At 72.5% G+C, this 26772-nt stretch carries 2 protein-coding genes (1 of these 2 cut by a window edge); both read left to right on the top strand.

Annotated elements, in window-relative coordinates; translation table 11 throughout:
- Positions 1–22248 carry the 3' portion of a non-ribosomal peptide synthase/polyketide synthase gene (locus VZL07_RS29295; protein WP_426751164.1) on the top strand. It extends 3144 nt beyond the left edge of the window, so the window shows 22248 of its 25392 coding nt (coding positions 3145–25392); its start codon lies off the left edge, out of view; the stop codon is at positions 22246–22248.
- A complete protein-coding gene (locus tag VZL07_RS29290) occupies positions 22241–26770 on the top strand; it encodes an SDR family NAD(P)-dependent oxidoreductase (RefSeq protein WP_426751163.1) in 4530 nt (1509 codons plus the stop codon). Before VZL07_RS29295 ends, VZL07_RS29290 begins: the two co-directional genes overlap by 8 nt.
- The last annotated feature ends 2 nt before the right edge of the window (positions 26771–26772 follow it).

Raw genomic sequence — 26772 nt, 5'->3', positions numbered from 1 at the left:
ATCGGCCACCTGGAAGCCGCCGCGGGCATCGCCGGCCTCATCAAGGTGGCGCTGTCACTGCGCCACGGCATGGTGCCGGCCACGCTGCACTTCCAGAAGCCCAACCCGCACATCCCCTTCGCCGAGCTGCCGCTGCGGGTGCAGGACCGGCTGCTCCCGTGGCCGGTGACGACCGGCGCGCGGCTGGCGGGTGTGAGCAGCTTCGGCTTCGGCGGCACCAACGCGCACGTGGTGCTCCAGGCCCACGACGCCACGGCGCTCCGGCGCGAGCCCGACCCCGGGCATGCGCACCTGGTGCCCCTCTCCGCCCGGAGCCCGGAGGCGCTGCGGGCGCTGGCGCGCGGCTATCTCGCGCTGGAGCCCCGGGGTGAGCGCCCCCTGGAGTCGCTGAGCTTCTCGGCGGCCACGCGGCGTGGGCACCACTCGCACCGCGCCGCCGTGCTGGCCACCTCCTGGGACGAGCTGCGGATGCGGCTCCAGGCCGTGGCGGATGGACAGGCCCTGCCCGGCGTCGCGACGGGCACCACCACGTCCGGCGCGCGGCCTCGGCTCGCGTTCATCTTCTCCGGCCAGGGGCCGCAGTGGTTCGGGATGGCCCGGACCCTCATGGCCCAGCAGCCCGTCTTCCGGCAGGTCGTCGAGTCGTGCGACGCCCTGCTGAAGCCGCTGGCCGGCTGGTCCATCCTGGAGGAGCTGGCCGCCGAGGAGGGCCGCTCGCGGCTGGCGGAGACGGAGTTCGCCCAGCCGGTCATGTTCGCGCTCCAGGTCGGGCTCGCCACGCTGTGGCGCTCGCTGGGCGTGGAGCCCGACCAGGTGGTGGGCCACAGCGCCGGCGAGGTCGCCGCCGCCTGCGTCGCGGGCGCGCTGTCGCTGCCGCAGGCCATCGAGGTCATCTACCACCGGGGCCGCTTCACGCAGCAGGCCGCGGGAAGGGGCCGCATGGCCCTGCTGGAGCTGCCGCTGGCCGAGGTCACCCGCGTGCTGGCGCCCTACGCGGGCCGGCTGGCCATCGCCGCACACAACGGCCCCACGTCCACCATCATCTCCGGCGACGTGGACGCGCTCACCGAGCTGCTGGCCGCGCTCGAGGCCCGGCAGGTGCACGCGCGGCTGCTGGCGGTCAACTTCGCCTCGCACTGCCACCAGATGGAGCCGGTGCGAGAGGCCATGCAGGCCGCGCTCACCGCGCTGCGTCCTTCCGCGCCCACCGTGAGCATGGTGTCCACCGTCACGGCACAGCCCGTGGAGGGCGCGACGCTCGACGGGAACTACTGGGCACGGCAGCTGCGCGAGCCCGTGCGCTTCGCCGACACGATGGAGCGGCTCGTCGACGCGGGCTGCGGCCTCTTCGTGGAGGTGGCCCCCCATCCGCTGCTGCTGGCGGACATCGCCCAGGTGCTGCGCATGCGCGAGGCGCCGGGCGTGGCCGTGCCCTCCATGCGCCGCGGCGAGGAGGACCGCGCGGTGCTGCTCGGCTCGCTGGGCGCGCTCTATGCCCACGGCGTGGACGTGCGCTGGAGCGCGCTCTTCTCCGAGGACACGCCCGTGGTGCCGCTGCCGACGTACCCCTGGCAGCGGGAGCGGTGCTGGGTGGCCCTGCCCGCTCACGGTGGCGCGGCGGTCGCCGAGCAGGCGGAGCTGTCCGAGGACTGGTTCTACGGCATGCGCTGGGAGCCGGCCGACGAGGCCCGCGCGAGCTCCGCACCCGCGCGCTGGCTGCTGCTGGGCGACACGCGAGGCACGGGCGCCGCGCTGGCCGAGCGGCTGCGGGAGCTGGGACAGTCCGTCGTCCTGGCGGCCGCCGGTGACGCGGAGATGGACTCCGCCGAGGGCCTGGGGCGGCTGCTGGAGCGCGCGTCCGCCCAGGACGGCGCCCAGCCGCTCAAGGTCGTGTACCTGCGCGCGCTCGACGCGGTGCTGTCCGCGGACGCGGACCTCGAGACGGTGCGCGCGGCCCTCGCCCTGGGCAGCGTGCCCGTGGTCTCCGCGCTGCGAGCGATGTCGGAGCGGCGTGGAACGGAGGCGCGCCTCTGGATTGTCACCCGTGGCGCCCAGCCGGTAGGCGAAGGGCCGCATGCCCTGGAGCCCGCGCAGGCGACGCTGTGGGGCTTGAGCAGCACGCTCGCCGCCGAGCACCCCGAGCTGTGGGGCGGCATGGTGGACCTGGACCCGTCGGCCGCCGGGCCCGACGCCGTGGCCGCGCTGGCCACAGCGCTCCAGGTGACGGACGGTGAGGACCGGGTGGCGCTGCGCCAGGGCCGCCGCTTCGTGGAGCGCATGGTGCGCCGCCGCGAGCTGGCCGCGCCGCGTGCGCCGATGCGGCTGCGCGCCGATGCGACCTACCTCGTCACCGGCGGTCTCGGCGGCCTGGGCGCGCACGTGGCCCGCTGGCTGGTCCAGCAAGGTGCGCGGCGCCTCATCCTCATGGGCCGCACCCGGCTGCCCGCGCGCGCGACGTGGAAGAAGCTGGGCCCGGATGCGCCGCAGGCCCGGCAGGTGGAGGTGGTGCGTCAGCTGGAGGCGCTCGGCGCCAGCGTGCACGTGGCCTCGGTCGACGTGGCGGACGCGGCGTCGCTGGGTGAGTACCTGGAGACGTTCCGCGACGAGGGCTGGCCGGAGATTCGCGGCGTCATCCACACCGCGGGCGTGCTGCTGTCGCAGGAGCAGCCCTTGCTCCAGATGGATGAGCGGCCCTTCGATGTCCTGATGCGCCCCAAGGCGCTCGGCGGCTGGCTGCTGCATCAGCTGCTGCGGGACACGCCGCTGGACTTCTTCATCGCGTTCTCGTCCGTGTCCGCCTACATCGGCTCGCCCGGACAGGCGCCGTACTCCGCGGCCAACGCGTTCCTCGCGGCCCTTGCGCACCTGCGACAGGCGCAGGGGCTGCCGGCGCTCACCATCGACTGGGGTACCTTCGCCGAGGCGGGCATGGCCGCGAGGCTGGAGCAGGGCCGCCGAATCACCGGCCGCGGCCTGCGACTGATGGAGCCCGAGCAGGTGCTCCCCTCCATGGCGCCGCTCGTCACCACCGGCGAGGCCCAGGTGGGTGTCATGGACATCCACTGGTCGAAGCTGCGCCAGGTGCTGGAGACGCGCGGTGAGCGCAAGGTGCTCTCCGTGCTGGCCGCCACCGAGCCGGATGACACCGCGCAGGCGGTCCAGGCCGGCCCGCGCGTGCGGGACGCGCTGCTCGCGCTGGAGGGCGAAGCGCGCGCCGAGGCGCTGATAGCCTTCGTCCGCGGCGAGGTCGGGGCCGTGCTGGGCATCTCACCGGGCGCGCTCGACGTGACGCAGCCGCTGGGCACGATGGGCTTCGACTCCATCATGTCCGTGGAGCTGCGCAACCGCATCCAGGCGCGCCTCCAGGTGGTGATTCCCATCGTCGAGCTGGTCAAGGGCCCCAGCCTCACGCTGCTGTCCGAGCGCCTGCTGGCGCTGCTAGCCGCCGATGCGGGGCAGGCGCCCGAGGGCTCCGGCGCGGTCCCCACGCTGCGGCGGCTCCCCGACGAGGGCAACACCCACCCGCTCTCCTACGCGCAGGAGCGCATGTGGTTCATCCAGCAGCTGGAGCCGACCAACATCGCGCTCAACGTGCCGCTGCTGGCGCGCTTCCGCACGCACCTGGAGCCGGAGCTGGTGCGCGACATCTTCACCGAGCTGCTGCACCGCCACGAGGCGCTGCGGACCACCTTCTGCACGGTGGAGGGCCGGCCGCTGCAGGTCGTCGCGCCCCCTTTCGAGGCCCACATCCCGTGCTTCGACCTGCGCGAGCTGGCCCCCGAGGCCCGCGAGCGCGTGGCGCACGAGAAGGTGATGGAGCTGTCGCGCGAGCCGTTCGACCTGGAGCGCGGCCCCATCCTCCGCCTGGCGCTGATTCAGCTCGCGGCTGACGAGTCCCACGTGCTGATGGTCATGCACCACATCATGACGGACGGCTGGTCCCTGGTGGTGCTCGCCAGCGAGCTGGGGACGCTCGTGGAAGCCCATCGCAAGGGCCGTGCCTCGTCGCTGCCCGCGCTCCCGGTGCGCTACTCGGACTTCGCGCGCTGGCAGCGGCAGTGGCTCCAGGGAGACACGCTGGAGTCCCAGCTCGCGTGGTGGAAGCAGCAGCTCGCCGGCGTTCCGGACGTGCTGGAGCTGCCCACGGACCGGCCTCGGCCCACCCTGCCCTCGCGGCGAGGTGAGCGTCATGCGTTCCGCCTGCCGCGCGAGCTCGCCACGCGGCTCAAGGCGGTCAGCCAGCAGGAAGGGGCCACCCTCTTCATGACGCTGCTGGCCGGCTTCCAGGTGCTGCTGCACCGCTACTCCGGCCAGGACGACTTCTGCGTCGGCTCGCCCACCGCAGGCCGCAGCCGCTCCGAGCTGGAGGGCCTGGTCGGCTTCTTCCTCAACACCCTGGTGCTGCGCGCCAGCCTGCGCCCCGGCATCACGTTCCGCGAGCTCATCGCCCAGGCGCGCGACGCGGCGCTGGGGGCCTACGCGCATCAGGACGTGCCCTTCGACCGGCTCGTGGAGGCACTGCGCCCCACGCGCACGCTCAGCCACGCCCCGCTGTTCCAGGTGCTCTTCATCCTCCACCGGCCGAATGACGAGTCCATCCTCACCGGCGACCTGAAGGACGTGGAGGACATCCACTTCGGCGCCACCCTGTACGACCTCAACCTCTCCTTCATGGAGGACGACCAGGGCCTCAAGGGGTGGCTGGAGTACAGCACCGACCTCTTCGACGAGGCGACCATCCTCCGCATGGTGGCGCACCTCCAGGTGGTGCTGGAGGGCGCGGCCGCCGACCCGGGCCAGCGCATCAGCGACATGCCGCTGCTCACGGCCACCGAGCGTGAGCAGTTGCTGGTGGCGTGGAACGCGACCCGCGTCGACTACCCGGACACCGGCGCCTACGCACAGCGCTTCGAGCAGCAGGTGGCCCGCGGTCCGGACGCGGTGGCGCTCGTGTGCGAGGGCCAGCAGCTCACCTACGGCGAGCTGAACACCCGCGCCAACCGGCTCGCGCACCAACTGATGGACCGGGGCGTCGGGCCGGACATGCCCGTGGGCCTGCTGGGGCCGCGCGGCATCGACTTCGTCACCGCGATGGTGGCCATCCTCAAGGCGGGTGGCACGTACCTGCCACTGGACCCGGCGCACCCGCCGCACCGCATCGCCCAGGTGCTGGAGCAGAGCCGCGCGCCGCATGTGCTGGTCGCCAGCGCGCTGGCCGACACGTTGAGCCGTGCGCGGGCCCTGCTGCCCGAGGGCGTGTCGCAGCCCCAGGCGCTGGTGCTGGAGGAGTCGCTCGCGGCGCCTGGCGCCGAGAGCAACCCACCACCGCGAGCCCAGGCGGGCCACCTGGCGTACATCATCTACACCTCCGGCTCCACGGGCGTGCCCAAGGGCGCGATGCTGGAGCACGCCGGCCTGCTCAACCACATCGACGTGCTCATCCAGCAGATGGCGCTGACGGAGCGCGACGTGGTGGCCCAGACGGCCTCCCAGTCCTTCGACATCTCCGTCTGGCAGTTCCTCACCGCGCTGCTGGTGGGTGGCCGCACGCATCTGCTGCCCAACGAGGTGGTGCAGAGCCCGCCGCGGCTGCTCCAGGCCATCGCCCAGGAGGGGCTCACCATCGTCCAGGTGGTGCCCTCCGTGCTGCGGGTGATGCTGGAAGAGGCCGAGGCGCTGGGCACCGCGAGGCCCGGCCTGGAGGCGCTGCGGTGGATGATTCCCACCGGCGAGGCGCTCCCGCCCGAGGTGAGCCGCAAGTGGTTCTCGCTCTACTCGGCCATTCCGCTGCTCAATGCCTATGGCCCAGCGGAGTGCTCCGACGACGTGACGCTCCACGTGCTGCGCCAGCCGCCAGAGTCCGTCAACACGCCCATCGGCCGCGTGGTGGCCAACCTCCAGCTCTACCTGCTGGACCGTGGGGGCCAGCCCGTCCCCGTGGGCGTGCCTGGCGAAATCCACATCGGCGGCGTGGGCGTGGGCCGCGGCTACCTCAACGATCCTCGGCGCACGGCCGAGGTCTTCGTCCCGGACCGCTTCAGCGGCATTCCGGGCGCGCGCCTCTACAAGACGGGTGACCTGGGCCGCTTCCTGCCGGACGGCAACATCGAGTTCCTCGGCCGCGTGGACCATCAGGTCAAGGTGCGCGGCTTCCGCATCGAGCTGGGCGAAATCGAGCTGGCCCTGGAGCGGCACCCCGCGGTGCTGGAGTCCGTGGTCGTCGCGCGCGAGGACGTCCCCGGAAACAAGCGGCTGGTCGGCTACGTGGCCCCACGCGCCGGCCAGGGGCTGGACGTGTCGGCGCTGCGCGCGTTCATCAAGGAGCGGTTGCCCGAGTACATGGTGCCGCCCGTGCTCGTGGTGCTGGAGGCGCTGCCGCGCTCGCCCAACGGCAAGGTGGACCGCCGGGCCCTGCCCGCGCCCACCGGCGGCGCAGCCCAGGAGCGCGAGTTCGCAGCGCCCCAGGGCCCGCTGGAGCCGCAGCTGGCCGCGATGTGGGCGGAAATCCTGCGCGTGGAGCGCGTCGGACGACATGACGACTTCTTCGAGCTGGGCGGTCACTCGCTGCTCACCACCCAGGTCCTCTCGCGCATCCGCAAGACGTTCGGCATCGAGCTGCCGCTGCGCGAGCTGTTCGATGCCTCCACCGTGGCCGCGCTCGCCGCGAGGCTGGAAGCGGCGCTCGGCGCGCCCCGGGACACGCGCGCACTGGCCCTGACGCCCGTCTCCCGGGAGGGGCGGCTGGTGCCGTCCTTCGCGCAGCAGCGCCTGCTGTTCATCGACCGGCTCCAGCCGGACAGCCCGCTCTACAACATCCCCTCGGCGGTGCTGCTGGAGGGCCCGCTGGACGCGGACGCGCTCACGCGCGCGCTGACCGAGGTGCGCCGCCGTCACGAGACGCTGCGCACCACGTTCCGCGTCGATGAGCAGGGCCCCTGCCAGTTCATCGGCACCGAGGCTGGGCTAGAGCTGGCCCGGCAGGACCTGCGGCACCTGCCCACCTCCGAGCGCATGGCGGAGTCCCTGCGGCTGGCCTCGCGCGAGGCCCAGCAGCCCTTCTCGCTGGAGCAGGGACCGCTCCTGCGCGCGCGGCTGCTCCAGCTCGAGCCGGAGCTCCACGTCCTCGCGCTGACGATGCACCACATCGTCTCCGACGGCTGGTCCATGCTGCTGCTGGTGCGCGAGGTCGCCGCGCTCTACGAGGCCTTCGTCGCCGGCAAGCCCTCGCCGCTGCCCGAGCTGGGCATCCAGTACACCGACTTCGCCCACTGGCAGCGCCAGTGGCTCCAGGGCGACGCGCTCCAGGCGCAGCTCGACTGGTGGCGGCAGCAGCTCGAAGGCGCGCCCCGCGTGCTGGAGCTGCCCACCGACAGGCCCAGCCCCGCCACGCAGTCCTTCCAGGGCGCGGCCATGCCCATCCACTACCCGCGCGCGCTGGCCGACTCCGTTCGGGCCCTGAGCCAGCAAGAGGGCGTCACGCCCTTCATGCTGCTGCTGGCCACGTTCCAGGTGCTGCTGCACCGCTACTCCGGCCAGGACGACTTCTGCGTCGGCTCGCCCACGGCCGGCCGCAACCAGGCGGAGACGGAGCCGCTCATCGGCTTCTTCGTCAACAACCTGGTGCTGCGCGCGCGGCTGGGCGGCAACCCGACCTTCCGCGAGCTGCTGGCCCACGTGCGGGAGACGACGCTGGGCGCCTTCGCGCACCAGGAGCTGCCCTTCGAGCGGCTCGTGGAAGCGCTCCAGCCCGAGCGGGACCTGACCCGCTCGCCGCTGTTCCAGACGGTGTTCGTGCTCCAGCAGGACGTGATGCCCGAGCTCAAGCTCCAGGGCCTCTCGTTGCGGCCCCTCATGGTGGAGCAGGGCACCGCCAAGTTCGACCTCGTCCTGTCGCTGACGGACACGGCGGAGGGACTGGTGGGCGCGCTGGAGTACAGCACCGACCTGTTCGACGGCTCCACCGCGGCGCGGATGGTGGAGCACCTGCACCACCTGCTGCGGGGCATCCTCGCGGACCCGACGCAGCGCATCTCCCGCCTGCCGCTGCTGGCCGAGGCCGAGCGCCACCGCCTGCTGCGCGAGTGGAGCGGGCCCAGGGCGTCCCATGCGACCACCCCGTGCGTCCATCACCAGTTCGAGGCGCACGCGGCGCGCACGCCGGGCGCCATCGCCGTCACCTTCGAGGACAGCCACCTCACCTACGGCGAGCTGAACGCGCGCGCCAACCAGCTCGCGTGGCGGCTGCGCGCCATGGGCGTGGGCCCGGAGACGCTGGTGGGCCTGTGCGTCGAGCGCTCCCTGGACATGGTGGTGGGCATCCTCGGCATCCTGAAGGCCGGCGGCGCCTACGTGCCGCTGGACCCCGCCTATCCCCAGGAGCGGCTGGCCTTCATGCTCCAGGACTCGCGGGTGCCCGTGCTGCTCACGCAGCAGGCGCTCGTGGCGGGGCTGCCCGAGCACACCGCCACCCTCGTGTGCCTGGATGCCGCGCCCGAGCTGGCGAACGAGCGGACGGACAACCCCGACTCCGGCGTGACGGCGGAGCACCTCGCCTACGTCATCTACACCTCCGGCTCCACCGGCCTGCCGAAGGGCGCGCAGATTCCGCACGGCCGCATCACCCGCCTCTTCTCCGCCACCCAGCCGTGGTTCCACTTCGACGCGCGGGACGTGTGGACGCTGTTCCACTCCTACGCGTTCGACTTCTCCGTGTGGGAGCTCTGGGGTGCGCTCATCCACGGCGGCAAGCTGGTGGTGGTGCCCTACTGGGTGAGCCGCTCCCCCGAGGCCTTCCACGCGCTGCTGCGGCGCGAGCGCGTCACGGTCCTCAACCAGACGCCCTCCGCGTTCCGGCAGCTCATCCAGGTGGATGAGTCGGTGCCGGGGCCCGCCGAGCTGACACTGCGCAACGTCATCTTCGGCGGCGAGGCGCTGGAGTTCGGCAGCCTGCGGCCGTGGTTCGCCCGGCACCCGGACACCCGTCCGCGGCTGGTCAACATGTACGGCATCACGGAGACGACCGTGCATGTCACCTACCGCCCGCTGCGTGCGGAGGACGCGCTCGGCGCTTCCGGCAGCCTCATTGGCGGCCCCATTCCGGACCTCCAACTGTACGTGCTGGACGCGCACCTCCAGCCGTCGCCCATCGGCGTGCCCGGTGAGCTCTACGTGGGCGGCATGGGTCTGGCGCGCGGCTACCTGGCCCGCCCTGCCCTCACGGCCGAGCGCTTCATCCCCGACCCGTTCAGCGACACGCCCGGCGCACGCCTCTACAAGACGGGCGACCGCGCCCGCTACCTCGTCGATGGCAGCCTGGAGTACCTGGGCCGCAACGACTTCCAGGTGAAGCTGCGCGGCTTCCGCATCGAGCTGGGAGAAATCGAGTCCGCGCTCACCCAGCACCCGGCGCTGCGCCAGGCGGCGGTGCTCGTGCGCGAGGACACGCCGGGCCACAAGCGGCTGGTAGCCTACACCGTCCCGGCCCCCGGTGAGCACGTGGACGTGGAGGCGCTGCGCGCGCACCTCAAGTCCCGCCTGCCCGAGTACATGGTGCCGGCCGCCTTCGTGAGCCTGGCCGAGCTGCCCCTCACCTCCAATGGCAAGCTCGACCGACGCGCCCTGCCCGTCCCCGAGCAGGCCATGTCAGTGGCCGAGTTCACCGCGCCCGTCACGCCCGTGGAGCAGACGCTGGCGGCGCTGTGGGCCGAGGTGCTGGGCCTGCCCCGCGTGGGCCTGCACGACAACTTCTTCGCGCTCGGCGGCGACTCCATCCTCAGCTTGCAGATCATCGCCCGCGCCCAGCGCGTGGGCCTGCGCCTCACCCCGCGCCAGGTCTTCCAGCACCAGACGGTGGCGGAGCTGGCCCAGGTGGTGGAGCACGCCGTGCAGCCGCAGTCGGAGCAGGGCCTCGTCACCGGCGAGGTGGCCCCGACGCCCATCCAGCACGCCTTCTTCGAGGCCACGCTGGAGGAGTCTCACCACTACAACCAGGCCGTGCTGCTGGACGCGTGCGAGCCGCTGGACGCGGCGCGCGTGGAGCAGGCCCTCCAGGTGATGGTGAGCCATCATGACGCCCTGCGCACGCGTGTGGCGCGGAGCGAGTCGGGCTGGACGCTGACGCAGGTGGGGCTGGACACGCCCGTCCGTCTGGAGCGCATCGCGGCGGGCGCCTCCCGCGAGCAGGCGTTGGCGCGGGTGCAGGCCAGCCTGTCACTGGACGCGGGCCTCCTGCTGGGCGCCGCTCTCTTCGAGGCCGACGGCGCCCGGCCGCAGCAACTGCTGCTGTGCATCCACCATCTCGCGGTGGACGGCGTCTCGTGGCGCGTGCTGCTGGAGGACCTGGAGACGGCGTATGGACAGCTCTCCCGGGGCGAGCCCGTGGTGCTGCCTCCGAAGACGACGCCCTTCCGCCACTGGGGCGAGCGGCTCCAGGCATACGCCCGCACGCCGGAGGTGGTGCGCGAGCTGGACTACTGGCTCACCGAGGGCCGCCGCGCCGTCCAGGAGCTGCCGGTGGACTGCGTGGGCCAGGACAACACCCAGGGCACCGTGCGCCGGGTTGCGGTGCGGTTGAGCGAGGCGGAGACGCGGACGCTCCTCCAGGAGGTTCCGACGGCCTACCGCGCCCGCATCGACGAGGTGCTGGTGGCGGCCTTGGCTCGGGCGCTGGGCCGCTGGGCCGACACGTCCGCCCTCAAGGTGGACCTGGAGGGCCACGGCCGCGAGGACCTGTTCGAGGGCGTGGACGTGTCGCGCACCGTGGGCTGGTTCACCTCCGTCTATCCCGTCGTCCTCGAGGTGCAGGCGCAGGCCACGCCAGGCACCGCGCTTCGGTCCGTGCGGGACACGCTGCGGCGGGTGCCGGGCCGGGGCCTGGGCTACGGCCTGCTCCGCTACCTGGGCGCCCCCGACACGCGCGCGCAGCTGAAGGAGCTGGCGCCCGCGCAGGTTGCCTTCAACTACCTGGGCCAGTTCGACTCCGTGGCGTCCGGCTCGGCGCGCATGCGTGCGTCGCGGGACTCCGCGGGCCCCACGCGCTCGGAGCGCGGGCTGCGCAGCCATCTGCTGGAAGTGAATGGCATGGTGCTGGGAGGCCAGCTCGAGCTGGAGTGGCACTACAGCGAGGCCGTGCATGAGCGTGACACCGTGGAAGCGCTCGCACGCGACATGGCCGACGCGCTCCGCGAGCTGATGGCCGGGCGCGACAGCGACGATGCGCGCCGCTACACCACCAGTGACTTCCCGCTCCTGGGCGTGAGCCCGGCCGTGCTGGACGCGGTGCTGCCCGCCGGCACGCCCGTGGAGGACGTGTACCCGCTGTCCCCCATGCAGCAGGGCATGCTGTTCCAGACGCTGCTGGAGCCCGGAGCGGGTGCCTACGTCGAGCAGCTCTCCTGGTCGCTGCACGCGGGACTGGACGTGACGGCCTTCCGCGGCGCCTGGCAGGCCGTGGTGGATCGGCACCCGGCGCTGCGCACGCGCTTCCACTGGGAGGGCCTGCCCGAGCCACTCCAGCTCGTGATGCCCCGCGTGGAGGTGCCGTGGCACGAGGAGGACTGGCGCGCCATTCCCGCCGCCGAGCACGAGGCGCGACTGTCCGCCTGGCTCGACGCGGACCGCGCGAAGGGCTTCGACCTGTCACGCGCGCCGCTGCTGCGACTGACGCTGCTGCGACTGGACACCCAGGTGTACCGCTGCATCTGGACCTTCCACCACCTGCTCCAGGACGGCTGGAGCATGGGGCTGCTGCTGCAGGACCTGTTCACCGCCTACGCGGCCCTCCTCCAGGGACAGCCGGCGCGGCGGGAGCCGGGCCCGTCCTTCCGTGAGTACGTCGAGTGGCAGCGCCGACAGGACGCGGCACGCGCCGAGGCATGGTGGCGGGGGGCGCTGGCGGGCTTCTCCGCGCCCACGCCGCTTCCGGGTGACGAGCGCAAGGGCGCCGTCCGCAACCGGGCCCAGGGCCGTGGCGGCATGCACGAGTTGGTGCTGTCCACCGAGGTGACGGAGGCGCTCCAGGGCTTCGCGCGGCAGCATCAGGTCACCCTCAACACGCTCATCCAGGGCGCCTGGGCGCTGCTGCTGGCGCGCCACACGCATACGGAGGACGTGGTCTTCGGCGCCACCGTCGCGGGCCGGCCCGCGGCGCTGCCCCGCGCGGCGGAGACGGTGGGCATGTTCATCAACACCGTCCCCGTCCGCGTCCGGATGGCCTCGCGCGAGCGGCTGGTGCCGTGGCTGCGCAGCCTCCAGGACCAGCAGGCGGAGGCGCGGGACTACGAGCACAGCCCCCTGGTCCAGGTGCAGAGCTGGAGCGAAGTGCCACGCGGGACGCCGCTGTTCGAGACACTCCTCGTCTTCGAGAACTACCCCGTGGACGACTCCGTGCGCGCGCGCGCCGGCGGCCTGGACGTGCGGGACGTGCGCTTCGACGAGCGGCCGAACTACGCCCTCAACGTCACCGTCATCCCCGACCGGCAGCTCCGGCTGAAGCTGGCCTACGACACCTCGCGCCTGCAGGGCGCCACGGTGGAGCGGCTGGCCGGGCACTGGCGCACGCTGATGGAAGGCATGCTGGCCCGACCCGGTCAGCGGCTGGTGGACCTGCCGCTGCTCACGGACGCGGAGCGCCGGCAGCTGCTCACCACCTGGAACGACACGCGCGCGGCCGCGCCGTCGGGTTGCGTGCATCACCTCTTCGAGGCCCAGGTGGAGCGCACGCCGGACGCGGAGGCTGTGCGTCACGGCGACCAGCGCCTGACGTACCGGGAGCTGGACCGCCGCGCCAACCAACTGGCGCATCTGCTGCGCACGCGAGGCGTGGGCGCGGGGACGCTGGTGGGGCTCTACGTCGAGCGGAATCCCGACATGGCCGTGGGCCTGCTGGGCATCCTCAAGGCCGGCGGCGCCTACGTGCCGCTGGACCCTGACTATCCCCTGGCCCGGCTCGGCTTCATGCTGGAGGACTCCGCCGTGCCCGTGCTGGTCACCCAGGAGCGGCTCGCGGACGAGCTGCCCGCCGGAGCCTTCCAGGTCGTGTGCCTGGACGCGGACGCGGACGAGATTGCCGGGCAGAGCGAGGCGCGCCCGCGGGGCATCGTCACCGAGGACGACCTCGCCTATGTCATCTACACGTCCGGCTCCACGGGCCGCCCCAAGGGCGTGCTCATCGAGCACCGTGGCGTCACCAACTACCTGGCGTGGTGCGCGCGTGCCTACCCGGCCGCCGAAGGTCCCGCGCCGGTGCACTCCTCGCTGGCGTTCGACCTGACGGTGACGAGCCTGCTGCTGCCGCTGACGGTGGGCCGCTCGGTGGTGCTTGTCCAGGAGGGCGCGGGCGTGGACGGCCTGGCGCAGGTGCTGGGCACGGAGCGCGGCGTCGGACTGGTGAAGCTGACGCCCTCCCACCTCCAGCTCCTGTCGCGGCAGCTCCCGCCGGGGGCGGCGCGCGGCGCGGCCCGTGCGTTCGTCATTGGTGGAGAAGCGCTGACCGCCGAACACGTGGCCTTCTGGCGCGAGCACGCACCGGACACCCGCCTCTTCAACGAGTACGGCCCCACCGAGACGGTGGTGGGCTGCTGCGTCCACGAGGTGAACGCCGACGTGGAGCCCGGGAGCATCGTCTCCATCGGCAGCCCCATCGCCAACATGGACCTGCACGTCCTGGACGAGCACCTGCGGCTGGTGCCCGTGGGCGTGACGGGCGAGCTGTACATCGGCGGCGCGCAGCTGGCGCGGGGCTACTGGCGCCGTGCGGACCTCACCGCGGAGCGCTTCGTCCCGCATCCGTTCAGCTGGAAGCCCGGCGCCCGCCTGTACCGGACCGGCGACCGCGTGCGCCGCGCGGCGGACGGCACGCTGGAGTTCCTCGGCCGGCTGGACGAGCAGGTCAAGGTGCGCGGCTACCGCATCGAGCTGGGCGAAGTCGAGGCCCTGCTGGCCCAGTGCCCCGGTGTGGACGCGGCCGCCGTGACGACGCGGGAGGACGCCTCGGGGGCTGCCCAGCTCGTGGCCTATGTCAGCGGCGAGGTGGACACCGCGCAGCTGCGCAGGACGCTGGCCAATCAGCTCCCGGAGTACATGGTTCCAGCCGTCTTCATCGGGCTGGAGTTCCTACCCCTCACGCCCAACGGCAAGGTGGACCGCAAGGCGCTGCCCGAGCCCGGGCTGGACACCGAGCGTCCGGACGCGGCGGGGACGTTCACCGCGCCGGCCACGCCCACCGAGGCGCTGCTGGCCGGCATCTGGGCTCAGGTGCTGCGCGTGGAGCGCGTGGGACGGGATGACGACTTCTTCGAGCTGGGCGGCCACTCCCTGCTCGCCACGCAGGTCGTCTCGCAGATTCACGACACCTTCCAGGTGGAGCTGCCGCTCGGACGCATCTTCGAGGCGGCCACCCTGCGCGCCCTCGCCGAGCGCATCGACGACGCCCGGCAGGACTCGGCGCAGCTCCCGCTGGAGCCGCGTCCGCATGCGGAGGACCTGCCGCTGTCCTTCGCCCAGCAGCGGCTGTGGTTCCTCGACCAGCTCGAACCCGGCGGCTCCGCGTACAACATCTCCAGCGCGCTGCTGCTGGAGGGCACGTTGGACGCCGAGGCCCTGGAGGCCAGCCTCCAGGCGCTGGTGGCCCGCCACGAGGCGCTCCGGACGGCCTTCCCCGCCCAGGAGGGGCGTCCCGCGCCGGTCATCGTGCCGGACACGGCGCTCTCCCTGCGCCACGAGGACCTGACGCACCTGCCCGAGGACGCTCGGCTGGACGCCGCCCTGCGCTGGGCCTCCGAGGAGACGCACCGGCCCTTCGTGCTCGCGGAGGCGCCGCTGCTGCGCGCGGGGCTGCTGCGGCTCTCACCGGAGCGCCATGTCCTGGTCCTCACCCTCCACCACATCGTCGCGGACGGCGCGTCCATGCGGGTGCTGGTGCAGGAGACGGCGGCCCTCTACCAGGCGAGGCTCGCGGAGCGTCCCGCCACCCTGCCCGCGCTCCCCGTGCAGTACGCGGACTTCGCGCATTGGCAGCGGCAGTGGCTCCAGGGCGACACGCTCCAGTCTCAGCTCGACTGGTGGCGCCAGCAGCTCGAGGGCGCACCCCATGCACTGGAGCTGCCCACCGACAGGCCTCGCCCCGCGGCGCAGTCCTATCGCGGCGCCGCCGTCCCGGTGCAGCTGCCGCGTGAGCTGACCGAGTCCCTCCAGGCCTTCAGTCGACGCGAGGGCGTCACGCCCTTCATGCTGCTGCTGGCCGCCTTCCAGGTGCTGCTGCACCGCTACTCCGGCCAGGACGACTTCTGCGTCGGCTCGCCCATCGCCGGGCGCACGCGCTCCGGCCTGGAGGGGCTGATTGGCTTCTTCGTCAACACGCTGGTGCTGCGCGCGCGCCTGGGCGGCGACCCGACCTTCCGCGAGTTGCTCGCGCAGGTCCGGCACACCGCGCTGGGGGCGTACTCCCACCAGGACCTGCCCTTCGAGCAGCTCGTGGACGCCGTGCAGCCGGAGCGCGACCTGAGCCGCTCGCCGTTGTTCCAGGTGATGTTCGTGCTCGACCAGGACGCGCTGTCCGGCGTGGAGCTGCCGGGCCTGTCCCTGCGCCCCCTGGCCGTCGAGCGCAACACCGCGAAGTTCGACCTCACGCTCGCCCTGGCCGAGACGCCGGACGGGCTGAGCGGCTCGCTGGAGTACTGCACCGACCTGTTCGACGCGCAGACCGTGGCGCGCATGGCGGCGCACCTGGAGAACCTGCTGCGCGGCATCCTGGTCGAGCCGTCCCAGCGCCTGTCCAGGCTCCCGCTGCTGTCCGAGGCCGAGCAGCACCAGCTCGTGGTGGCGTGGAACGACACCGCCCTGCCCCGCGACGCGACGCTCACCCTGCACGGCCTCGTCGAACGGCAGGTCGACCGCACCCCGGACGCGGTGGCCGTGACGTTCGAGGACACGCACCTCACCTACCGGGAGCTGGACGCACGCGCGAACCAGCTTGCTCATGCGCTGCGTGCGCGGGGTGTGGGGCCCGAGGTCCGGGTCGCGCTCTGCATGGAACGCTCCGTGGAGCTCGTGGTGGGGCTGCTGGGCATCCTCAAGGCGGGCGGCGCCTACGTCCCGCTGGAGCCCACGCTGCCGCGCGAGCGTATTCGCGCCATGCTGCATGACAGCGCGGCGCGGCTCGTCCTCACCCAGTCCCGCCACGAGTCGGCGCTCCCAGAGGACGCGCCGGAGACGCTGTGTCTGGACGTCGGCGCGAGCGTGCTGGACTCGTTCAGCGAGGCGCGGCCCCAGGTCCCGGTGCACGGCGACGGGCTGGCCTACGTCATCTTCACGTCAGGCTCCACCGGACAGCCCAAGGGCGCCATGAACACCCACGCGGCCATCTGCAACCGGCTGCTGTGGATGCAGGAGGCCTACGGGCTCACCGCCGAGGACCGCGTCCTCCAGAAGACGCCCTACGGGTTCGACGTGTCCGTGTGGGAGTTCTTCTGGCCGCTGCTGACGGGCGCGCGGCTCGTGGTGGCGAAGCCCGGCGGGCACCAGGACAGCGCGTACCTGACGCGTCTCGTCCGCGAGCAGGGCATCACCACGCTGCACTTCGTCCCGTCCATGCTGCGGGCCTTCCTGGACGAGCCCGGCGTGACGGCCTGCACCGGCCTGCGGCGGGTCATCTGCAGTGGCGAGGCGCTCCCCGCCGAGTTGCAGGCGCGCTGCCTGGCCTTGCTGGGCGCCGAGCTCCACAACCTCTACGGGCCAACCGAGGCGGCGGTGGACGTCACCGCCTGGGCCTGCCAGCGCGGCGACTCACGCGCGAGCGTGCCCATTGGCCGTCCCATCGCCAACGTGTACCTCCGCGTGCTCGGCCCCCGGCTGGAGCCGGTACCGGTGGGCGCCGTGGGCGAGCTGTACCTGGGCGGCATCGCGCTGGCGCGTGGCTACACGAATGCGCCTGGCCTCACCGCCGAGCGCTTCATTCCCGACCCGCTGGGCACGACACCGGGAGCCCGGCTCTACAAGACGGGCGACCGCGTCCGCTACCTGCCGGACGGCAGCCTCGAGTACCTGGGCCGCAGCGACTTCCAGGTGAAGCTGCGCGGCTTCCGCATCGAGCTGGGCGAAATCGAGTCCGTCCTCGCCCGGCAGCCGTCCGTGCGCCAGTGCGCGGTGCTCGTGCGCGAGGACGTGCCGGGGCAGAAGCGGCTGGTCGCCTATGTCGTCTCTCACGCCGGCCAGACGCTGGACGAGGACGCGCTGCGCGCCGCCCTCAAGGCCCAGCTCCCCGAGTACATGGTGCCGACCGCCTTCGTCGGCATGGAGGCGCTGCCGCTGTCCAGCAACGGCAAGCTCGACCGGCGCGCGCTCCCCGTCCCCGAGCGCGGCATGGACGCCACCGTGGCGCCGCGCACGCCCGTGGAGCAGACACTGGCCGCCATCTGGGCCGAGGTGCTCGGCGTGCCGCAGGTGGGCGTGCACGACAACTTCTTCCGGCTCGGGGGTGACTCCATCCTCAGCCTCCAGATTGTCGCGCGGGCACGGCGGGCGGGCATCCAGCTCAGCCCCAAGCAGCTCTTCCAGCACCAGACGGTCGCCGAGCTGGCACTGGCCGCGGGCGACGCTCCGCGCTTCCAGGCCGAGCAGGGACTCATCACGGGCCCCGTGCCGCTCACGCCCATCCAGCACTGGTTCCTGGAGCAGCCGCGGACCGAGCCCCACCACTTCAACCAGGCGGTGCTGCTCGAGGTCCTCCGGCCGCTGGACGCGTCCCTGCTGACGCGTGCCCTGCGTGCGCTGATGCAGCACCACGATGCCCTGCGCATGCGCTTCCACCGCGAAGGCTCGCAGTGGCGTCAGGACAACGCCGGTGACGCGCTGGCCATGCCCTCCGTGCAGCACGAGGACCTGTCCGCCATCCCCACCCCCGAGCAGCACGCCGCGCTCGAACGGGCCGCCGCGAAGGCCCAGGCCAGCCTCGACCTGTCCGCGGGTCCCCTGCTGCGCGCCGTCTGCTTCGACCTGGGCGCCGGCCGGCCTGGCTACCTGCTGCTCGTCATCCACCACCTCGTGGTGGACGGCGTCTCGTGGCGCGTGTTGCTGGAGGACCTGGACGCCACGTACACCCGGCTGCTCGGCGGGCTCGAGCCCGCGCTGCCGCCCAAGAGCACCTCGTTCAAGGCCTGGGCGGAGCGTCTGGTGGAGCACGCACGCTCCGACGCCTTCACGAGGGCACCGGCCTGGCCGGAGCCACCCGCGCCCGCGTCGCTGACCGTCGACATGCCGGAGGGCAGCAACACGCTCCGGTCCGAGCGGCGGCACGCCATCACGCTGCCCACCGAGGAGACCCATCTGCTCATCCACGAGGTGCCCACGGCGTATGGCGCCCGGCTGGAGGAGGTGCTCCTGGCCGCGCTCGCACACACGCTCGCGCCCGGCGACGGGCCGTCGCGCCTGACGGTGGACCTGGAAGGTCACGGCCGCGAGGACCTGTTCGAGAACGTGGACCTGTCCCGCACCGTGGGCTGGTTCACCACCCTCTACCCGGTGCACCTGGCGGTGGATGCCGCTCGCGGCCACGCGGCCACGCTCCGGCAGGTACGGCACGCCCTGCGCGCCGTGCCCGACCGGGGCCTCACGTACGGCCTGCGCCGCTACCTGCAACCGAACGGAGGCGGCCACGTCGCGGCCCCCGTCCTGTTCAACTACCTGGGACAGCTGGACGCCGCGCTGCCTGCCTCGTCCAACTTCCGCCTCTCGCGCCTCCCCGTGGGCCCGGTGCAAGGTGAGAGCGGCCCGCGCACGCACGTGCTGGAGGTCAACGCCGCCATCCTCGGCGGGCAGCTCGAGGTGGCCTTCCACTACAGCGAGAACCTCCACCACGCCGCCACCGTCCAGGCGATGGGGCAGCGCTTCACCGAGGTGCTCCGCGCGCTGGTGACGGAGCGGCACTCGCCCCAGGCCCATGTCCGCACCGCGGCGGACTTCCCGCTGGCGGGCATTCCGGCGCACTTCCTGGACGCGCTGCTCGAATCGCAGCCGCCGCTGGAGGACGTCTACCCGCTGGCGCCCATGCAGCGGGGCATGCTCTTCCACACGCTGCTATCGCCCGGCTCCAGCGCGTACTTCGAGCAGCTCTCCTGGGCCTTCCACAACACCGCGCTGGACGCGGACGCGCTCGCGCGCGCCTGGCAGCACGTGCTGACCCGGAATCCGGTGCTGCGGACCGGCTTCCTCTGGGAGGGGCTCGACCAGCCGCTCCAGCTCGTCCACGCTCGCGTGGAGCTGCCCTGGCGCCTGCATGACTGGCGCGGCGTGTCCGAGGACGTCCAGCGGGAACGCTTCCAGTCCCTGCTCGCCGATGACCGCGCCCAGGGCTTCGACGTCACCCGTCCGCCCCTGATGCGGCTGGCCCTCATCCGGCTCGGCGAGGATGCATGGCGGCTCGTCTGGAGCTTCCACCACCTGCTGCTGGACGGCTGGAGCGTCGCGCTGCTCCTGAAGCAGCTCTTCGCCACCTACTCCGCGCTGGCATCGGGACAGCCTGTCGCGCCCGCCGAGCCGGACGCGGGCTACCGGGACTTCATCGCGTGGCTCCAGAACCAGGACACGCCGCGGACCCAGGCGTGGTGGCGCGCACGGCTGGCCGGTCTCACGGGCCCCACGCCGTTGCCCGAGCCGCTCCTCAGCGAGCCTGACAGTGGCTCCGATGAGGGCACCGAGCGGGAGCTTGCGCTCTCCGAGCAGGACACCACGGACGTCACCGCCTTCGCGCGGAGACACCAGCTCACGCTCAACACGCTGGTGCAGGCCGCCTGGGCCCTGGTGCTGGCACGCCACGGCGGCAACGAATCCGAGGTCGTCTTCGGCGCCACCCGCTCCGGCCGTCCGGCCTCGCTCGCCCAGGGTGAGAGCGCGGTGGGTCTCTTCATCAATACCCTGCCGGTCCGCGTGGCCGTGCCTTCGCAGGCGCAGGTCCTGCCGTGGCTCCAGCAACTCCAGGCCGAACAGCTGGAGCTGGCGGACCATGAGCACACCTCGCTGGCCGACATCCAATCCTGGAGCGGCCTGCCCGGGGAGACGCCGCTCTTCGAGAGCATCCTCGTCTTCGAGAACTACCCCGTCGATGCATCGCTGAAGGCCGGTGCCCACCAGCTCGACATCCGCGAGCCGATGAGCTTCTCGCGGACCAACTACCCGCTCACCGCGGTCGCCATCCCCCAGCCCACGCTGCGGCTGCGGCTCGTCTCCGGTGTCCGGCGCTTCGGCCCGGCGACGCTGGAGCGGCTCCTGTCGCAGTGGCGCACGGCCCTCTCGCAGCTCATCCACGGCGAGGCGGGTTCGCTGTCGGACGTGACGCTGCTGCCGGCGAGCGAGCGCCAGCGCGTGTTGGTGGATTGGAACGACTCGCACGTCGCCTTCGTCCAGGACGTCTGCGCCCACCACCTCTTCGAGGCCCAGGTGGACCGCACGCCCGACGCGCCCGCGCTCGAGTTCCAGGGCGAGACGCTCACCTACCGGCAGCTGGATACGCGCGCCAACCAGCTCGCGCACCATCTGCGAAGCGTGGGCGTGGGCCCGGAGACACGGGTCGCGCTGTGCCTCGACCGCTCACCCGAGCTGGTCATCGGCATGCTCGGCATCCTCAAGGCCGGCGGCGCCTTCGTCCCGCTGGAGCCGTCCCATCCGCTCGCGCGCCTGGACTTCATGGTGCAGGACAGCGGCGCGGCGGTGCTGCTCACGCAGGGCCACCGGGCACCGGCGCTCACGGCGTCGGACGTCACGGTGCTCTTCATGGATGACGACTGGGCCCAGATTGCCACCCAGCCGACGCACGCGCCGGAAGCGCGGACGCTGCCCGACAACCTCGCCTACGTCATCTACACCTCCGGCTCCACCGGCAGGCCCAAGGGCACCCTCCTCCACCACCGCGGCCTCTCCAACACCGCCCAGGCCGCCGTCCTCCGCCACCACTTCTCTCCCGCCTCCCGCGTCCTCCAGTTCGCCTCTCCTTCCTTCGACGCCTCCGTCTGCGAGGTCTTCGCCTCCCTCCTCGCCGGCGCCTGCCTCGTCCTCGCTCCTACCGACGCCCTCCTCCCGGGGCCTCCCCTCCAGTCCTTCCTCTCCTCCCACTCCATCTCCGCCGCCACCCTCACCCCCTCCGTCCTCACCCTCCTCCAGCCCGACTCCCTCCCCTCCCTTCGCACCCTCATCTGCGCCGGTGAGGCCTCCTCCCAGGAGCTCGTCCGTCGCTGGGCCTCCCACGGCCGCACCCTCCTCAACGCCTACGGCCCCACCGAGGCCTCCGTCTGCGCCTCCATCAACCCTCACCTCTCCCCCGACTCCCTCCACATCGGCTCCCCCTGGCCCAACACCCACCTCTTCGTCCTCGACTCCTCCCTCAACCCTCTCCCCGTCGGCGCTCCCGGCGAGCTCTTCATCTCCGGCCTCGGCCTCGCTCGCGGCTACCTCTCCCAGCCTGCCCTCACCGCTGAGCGCTTCCTCCCCAACCCCTTCTCCTCCTCCCCAGGCGCTCGCCTCTACCGCACCGGCGACCTCGTCCGCTGGCTCCCCGACGGCAACCTCCAGTTCCTCGGCCGCCTCGATGACCAGGTCAAACTCCGCGGCATCCGCATCGAGCTGGCTGAAATCGAGGCCTCTCTCCGCCTCCACCCCCTCGTCTCCGACGCGCTCCTCCTGCTCCGCGAGGACGCACCCGGCGACAAGCGCCTCGTCGCCTACTTCACCTCCGACTCACCACCGTCCCACGCCGACCTCCGCTCCTTCCTCGAGCAGCGCCTGCCCTCCTTCATGCTCCCCGCTGCCTTCCTCCACCTGCCCTCCTTCCCGCTCCTCCCCAGCGGAAAGGTCGACAGGCGCGCACTCCCGGCGCCGGAAGGGCTCTCGCTGCGTGACACCGCGCGCTTCGTCGAGCCGGGCACGGAGCTGGAGCGGGCCATCGCGCGCATCTGGCAGGAGCAGCTCAAGGTGGCGCGCATCGGACGCGACGACCGCTTCTTCGAGCTGGGCGGCAACTCCCTGTCCATCGTCCAGGTGCACGGGAAGCTGCGCAGTGTGCTGGGGCTCGAAGTCGCCCTGGCGGACCTCTTCCAATACCCCACCGTGGGCGCCCTGGCCGCGCACCTCTCCCGCACCACCGAGCGTCCGTCGGTCGTGGAGGAAAGCCAGCGCCGCGTCCAGGAACGCCGCGAGCGCGCCGGGCAACGCCGGATGACGCGCCCGTCGCGGACCGACACCGAGGATGACCACGATGATTGACGAACAAGCCGCCCCACCCGAGAGCGTCGCCATCATCGGCATGGCGGGGCGCTTCCCCGGCGCCCCCGACCTGGAGACCTTCTGGCGGAACCTGCTCCACGGCGTCGAAGCTCGCACCGAGCTCACCGACGCGGACCTGGACGCCGCGGGTGTTCCCCGCGAGCTCCGGGCCCAGCCGAACTACGTGCGCGCCGGCTTCTTCCTTGACGGCGTGGAGCACTTCGACGCGGGCTTCTTCGGACTCACGCCGCGCGAGGCCGAGCTGCTGGACCCCCAGCAGCGCTTCTTCCTGGAGTGTGCCTGGGAAGCGCTCGAACGCGCCGGCTACGCCTCCGAGCAGTATCGGGGCGCCATCGGCGTGTTCGCGGGCACGAGCGCCAGCAGCTACCTGCTGTCCAACCTGCTGTCGCAGCCGGCGCTGGTGCGCACCGTCGGCGCCCAGGCCCTGGCGCTGGCCAACGACAAGGACTACCTGGCCACGCGCGCCTCGTACCTGCTCAACCTCCGGGGCTCCAGCCTCAGCGTGCAGACGGCCTGCTCGTCGTCGCTGGTGGCCGTGCATCTGGCCTGCCAGGCCTTGCTGAACGGAGAGATGGACGTGGCGCTCGCGGGGGGCGTGTCCATCCCGGTGCCGCACCGCACCGGCTATCTCTACCAGCCGGGCTCCATCAACTCGCCGGACGGACACTGCCGCGCCTTCGACGCGAAGGCGGAGGGAACCGTGGCGGGCTCGGGCGTCGGCATCGTGGTGCTCAAGCGGATGGACCGCGCGCTGGTCGAGGGAGACACCATCCTCGCCGTCATCCGGGGCTCCGCCCTCAACAATGACGGCGCCACGAAGGTGGGCTTCACCGCGCCCAGCGTCGACGGACAGGCCAGCGCCATCTCCGAGGCCCTGGCCATGTCCGGCCTGGAGCCCGGGGACATCCAGTACATCGAGGCCCACGGTACCGGCACCGCGCTGGGCGACCCCATCGAGCTGTCCGCGCTCCACCAGGCCTTCGAGGGGCGACCCGCCTCGGCGGGGCCGTGCGCCATCGGCTCGCTCAAGACGAACATCGGCCACCTCGACGCGGCGGCGGGCGTGGCGGGACTCATCAAGACGGTGCTCGCGCTGCAGCATGGGAAGCTCCCGCCCAGCCTGCACTTCCAGAAGGCCAACCCGTCGCTCCAGCTGGAGCGAGGACTCTTCCAGGTCAACACCGAGGCTCGGGACTGGCACACCGCTGGAGCACCCCGGCGCGCGGGCGTGAGCTCGTTCGGCATGGGCGGCACCAACGCGCACGTCGTCGTCGAGGAGGCCCCCGCGCCCGTGGCCACCCGCGACACACGCCCGTATCACCTGCTGCTGCTGTCGGCACGTACGGAGCAGGCGCTGGAGGTGGCGACGGACCACCTCGCCGCGTCGCTGGAGGCACAGCCCGACGTGGCGATGGCCGATGTGGCCCACACCCTCCACGCGGGCCGGCGGCGCTTCGAGCACCGCCGCGCCCTGGTCTGCCGAGACGTCGAGGACGCGCGTCAGGCCCTGCGCTCGCGGGACACACGGCGCCTGCTCACCCAGCACGCCGAGGGCCGAGACAGTCCGGTCGTCTTCCTCTTCCCGGGCCAGGGCGCCCAGCACGCCGGCATGGGACAGGCGCTCTACGAGAGCGAGCCCGTTTTCCGGAAGCACGTGGACCTCTGCTGTGAGCAACTCAAGCCCCTGCTCGGGCTGGACCTGCGCGAGGTGCTCTACCCACCCGCCGCGCAGCGCGAGCAGGCCCAGGCGCGCTTGCAGGAGACGTCGATGGCGCAGCCCGCCCTCTTCGTCACCAACCTGGCCCTGGCGCGACTCTGGATGTCCCTGGGCGTTCGCCCCAGGGCCATGCTGGGTCACAGCATCGGCGAGTACGTCGCCGCCTGCCTCGCGGAGGTGATGTCGCTGGAGGATGCGCTCGCCCTCGTCGTGGCGCGAGGGCGGCTCATGCAGTCCCTCCCCGCCGGCGCCATGGTGTCCGTCGCGCTGGACGCGGACGCGCTCCAGGCGCTGCTCGGCCCCACGCTGTCACTCGCGGCGCTCAACGCCCCCACGCTCTGCGTGGCCGCGGGGCCGGTCGCGGACGTGGAGGCGCTGGAGTCCCGGCTGCGTGAGCGAGGCGTGAACCACCGGCGGCTGCACACCTCGCATGCCTTCCACTCGTCGATGATGGACCCCATCCTGGCGCCCTTCGAAGCCCGGGTGCGCCAGACGCGCCTGTCGCCGCCGAAGCTGCCCTACGTGTCCAATGTCACGGGCATGTGGATCACCGCGGCGCAGGCCACCGACCCGCGCTACTGGGCGGAGCACCTGCGCAAGCCGGTGCGCTTCGGAGAGGGCGTGGCCGCGCTGCTCCAGGAGCCGGAGCGCCTCTTCCTGGAAGTGGGCCCCGGCCACAACCTGAGCATGCTGGCCCGGCAGTCCGGTCCGAGCGCCACGGGGCGCGTGCTGCAGCCCTCCATGCGGCGTCCCCAGGACGAGCGCTCCGACCTCGAGGTGCTGCGCGAGGCCGCGGCGCGCCTGTGGCTCGCGGGCGCCACGCTGAAGTCGTCCAAGCTGCATGGCTCGGAGCGCCGCATTCTCCTGCCCACATATCCCTTCCAGCGCCAGCGCTACTGGATTGACGCCGGGGCCCCTGCCGTCGTCTCCACGCACGCCGAGACGGACACCGGGCGGAAGTCTCCCGACGACTGGTACTACCGCCCGGTGTGGAAGCGGGCGCTGCCCCCAGCGCGGCCCGCGTCGGGAGCGGCGGGACGCTGGCTCCTGCTGCTCGACAAGGCCGGGCTGGGCCACGCGCTCGCCGCGAGCCTGCGGCAGTCGGGCGAGGACGTGGTGACGGTGGTGCCAGGTCCAGCGTTCGCCCGCGAGGCCGCGCAGCAGTACACGCTCGATGCGCGGCAGCCTGAGCACTACACCGCCCTGCTGTCGGCCCTGCAAGACGAAGGCGGAGCGCCCCGGCGCATCGTCCACCTGGGCGGTGTGTCGCGTGAGGACGCACCGCCCACCCGCGCGAGCCTCACGGCCCATCAGAACGAGGGCTTCCATGCGGTCCTGCTGCTCGCCCGGGCGCTGCTGTCTCACAAGCGCGACGGCGACACCGAGCTGACCGTCATCACCCAGGGAGCGCAAGACGTCACCGGCGCCGAGCCCCTGGCCCCCGGACGTGCCACGGTGCTGGGCCTGTGCAAGGTGCTCCAGCAGGAGGAGTCCACGCTGCGCACGCGCGCCATCGACGTGGCGCTGCCCGGGCACGGAACGCCGCAGGAGGCGCGGCTGGTGAAGCGGCTCGTGGACGAGCTGCGCTCGCCCGCGCCCGGAGCGGCCGTGGCCCTGCGAGACGGACAGCGCTGGGTGGAGTCCCTGGAGCCGGTATCCCTGCCCGAGCCCGCAACCCGTCCCGCCCTGCTGCGGGACCAGGGCGTGTACCTCATCACCGGCGGCCTCGGACGCATCGGACTGGCCCAGGCGGAGGTGCTCGCCCGGGAGGCGCGCGCGCGGCTGGTCCTCGTGGGGCGCAGCCCCATGCCGCCCCGGGAGACGTGGGCCTCCGCGGACCTCGCGCCTGGAATGCGCCAGACGGTGGCGCGGCTTCAGGCCCTGGAGGCGCTGGGCTCGGAGGTGCTGCTGGTCCAGGCCGACATCGCCCAGCCGGAGCAAGCCCGGGCCGTGGTGGCCCAGGCCCTCGCGCGCTTCGGTGCGCTACACGGCGTGATTCACTCCGCGGGCATCGTCGGTGAACAGACCTTCCTGCCCGTGCGCGAGGCGACGCCCTCCGCCTGTGAAGTCCAGTTCCAGGCCAAGGTCTACGGCACACAGGCCCTGCACGAGGCACTCCGTGAGGTGCCCGTGGATTTCGTGCTGCTCCAGTCCTCGCTGGCCTCGGTGCTGGGCGGCCTGGGTTTCGCGGCCTACGCGGCGGCCAATGCCTTCCTGGACGCCTTCGCCGACGCACGGAGCCGCGAAGGCGAGCCCTGGCTGAGCGTGAACTGGCCCGGCTGGCACGTCGGGGACTCGGCACCTCCCGAGGACGCCCTGACCTTCGCCGAGGGCCTGACCGCCTTTCGCCGGTTGCTCGATGCCCCCGTCGCGCCACGCTGGGCCGTCTGCGCCCGGGACCTGCCCACCCAGGCCGCACGGTGGCTGCGGCCCGCGGCCCAGGTCCAGCCCACGAAGGTAGGCGCGCGGCATCCACGCCCCGCCCTCCCCACGGCCTACGTCGCGCCGCGCGACGCCACCGAGCGCGAGCTCGTCACCTGCTGGGAAGAGCTGCTCGGCATCGAGGGCATCGGCGTGGACGACGACTTCTTCGAGCTGGGAGGCCACTCGCTCCTGGGCACGCAGCTGCTGTCGCGGGTGCGGGAGCTGTTCCAGGTGGACCTCACCCTGCGCGGTCTCTTCGAGACCCCCACCGTCGCGTCGCTGGCCCTGAGCATCGTCAAGCACAAGGCGGCGTCCGTCGACCCGGACATGCTGGAAGCCCTCCTGGCGGAGTTGGAGTGATT

The organism is Pseudomyxococcus flavus (genome assembly GCF_050038885.1).
Taxonomy (GTDB): Bacteria; Myxococcota; Myxococcia; order Myxococcales; family Myxococcaceae; genus Myxococcus; species Myxococcus flavus.
The sequence above is the reverse complement of the archived record's forward strand: the minus strand, read 5'-3'. Positions and strand labels throughout refer to the sequence as shown.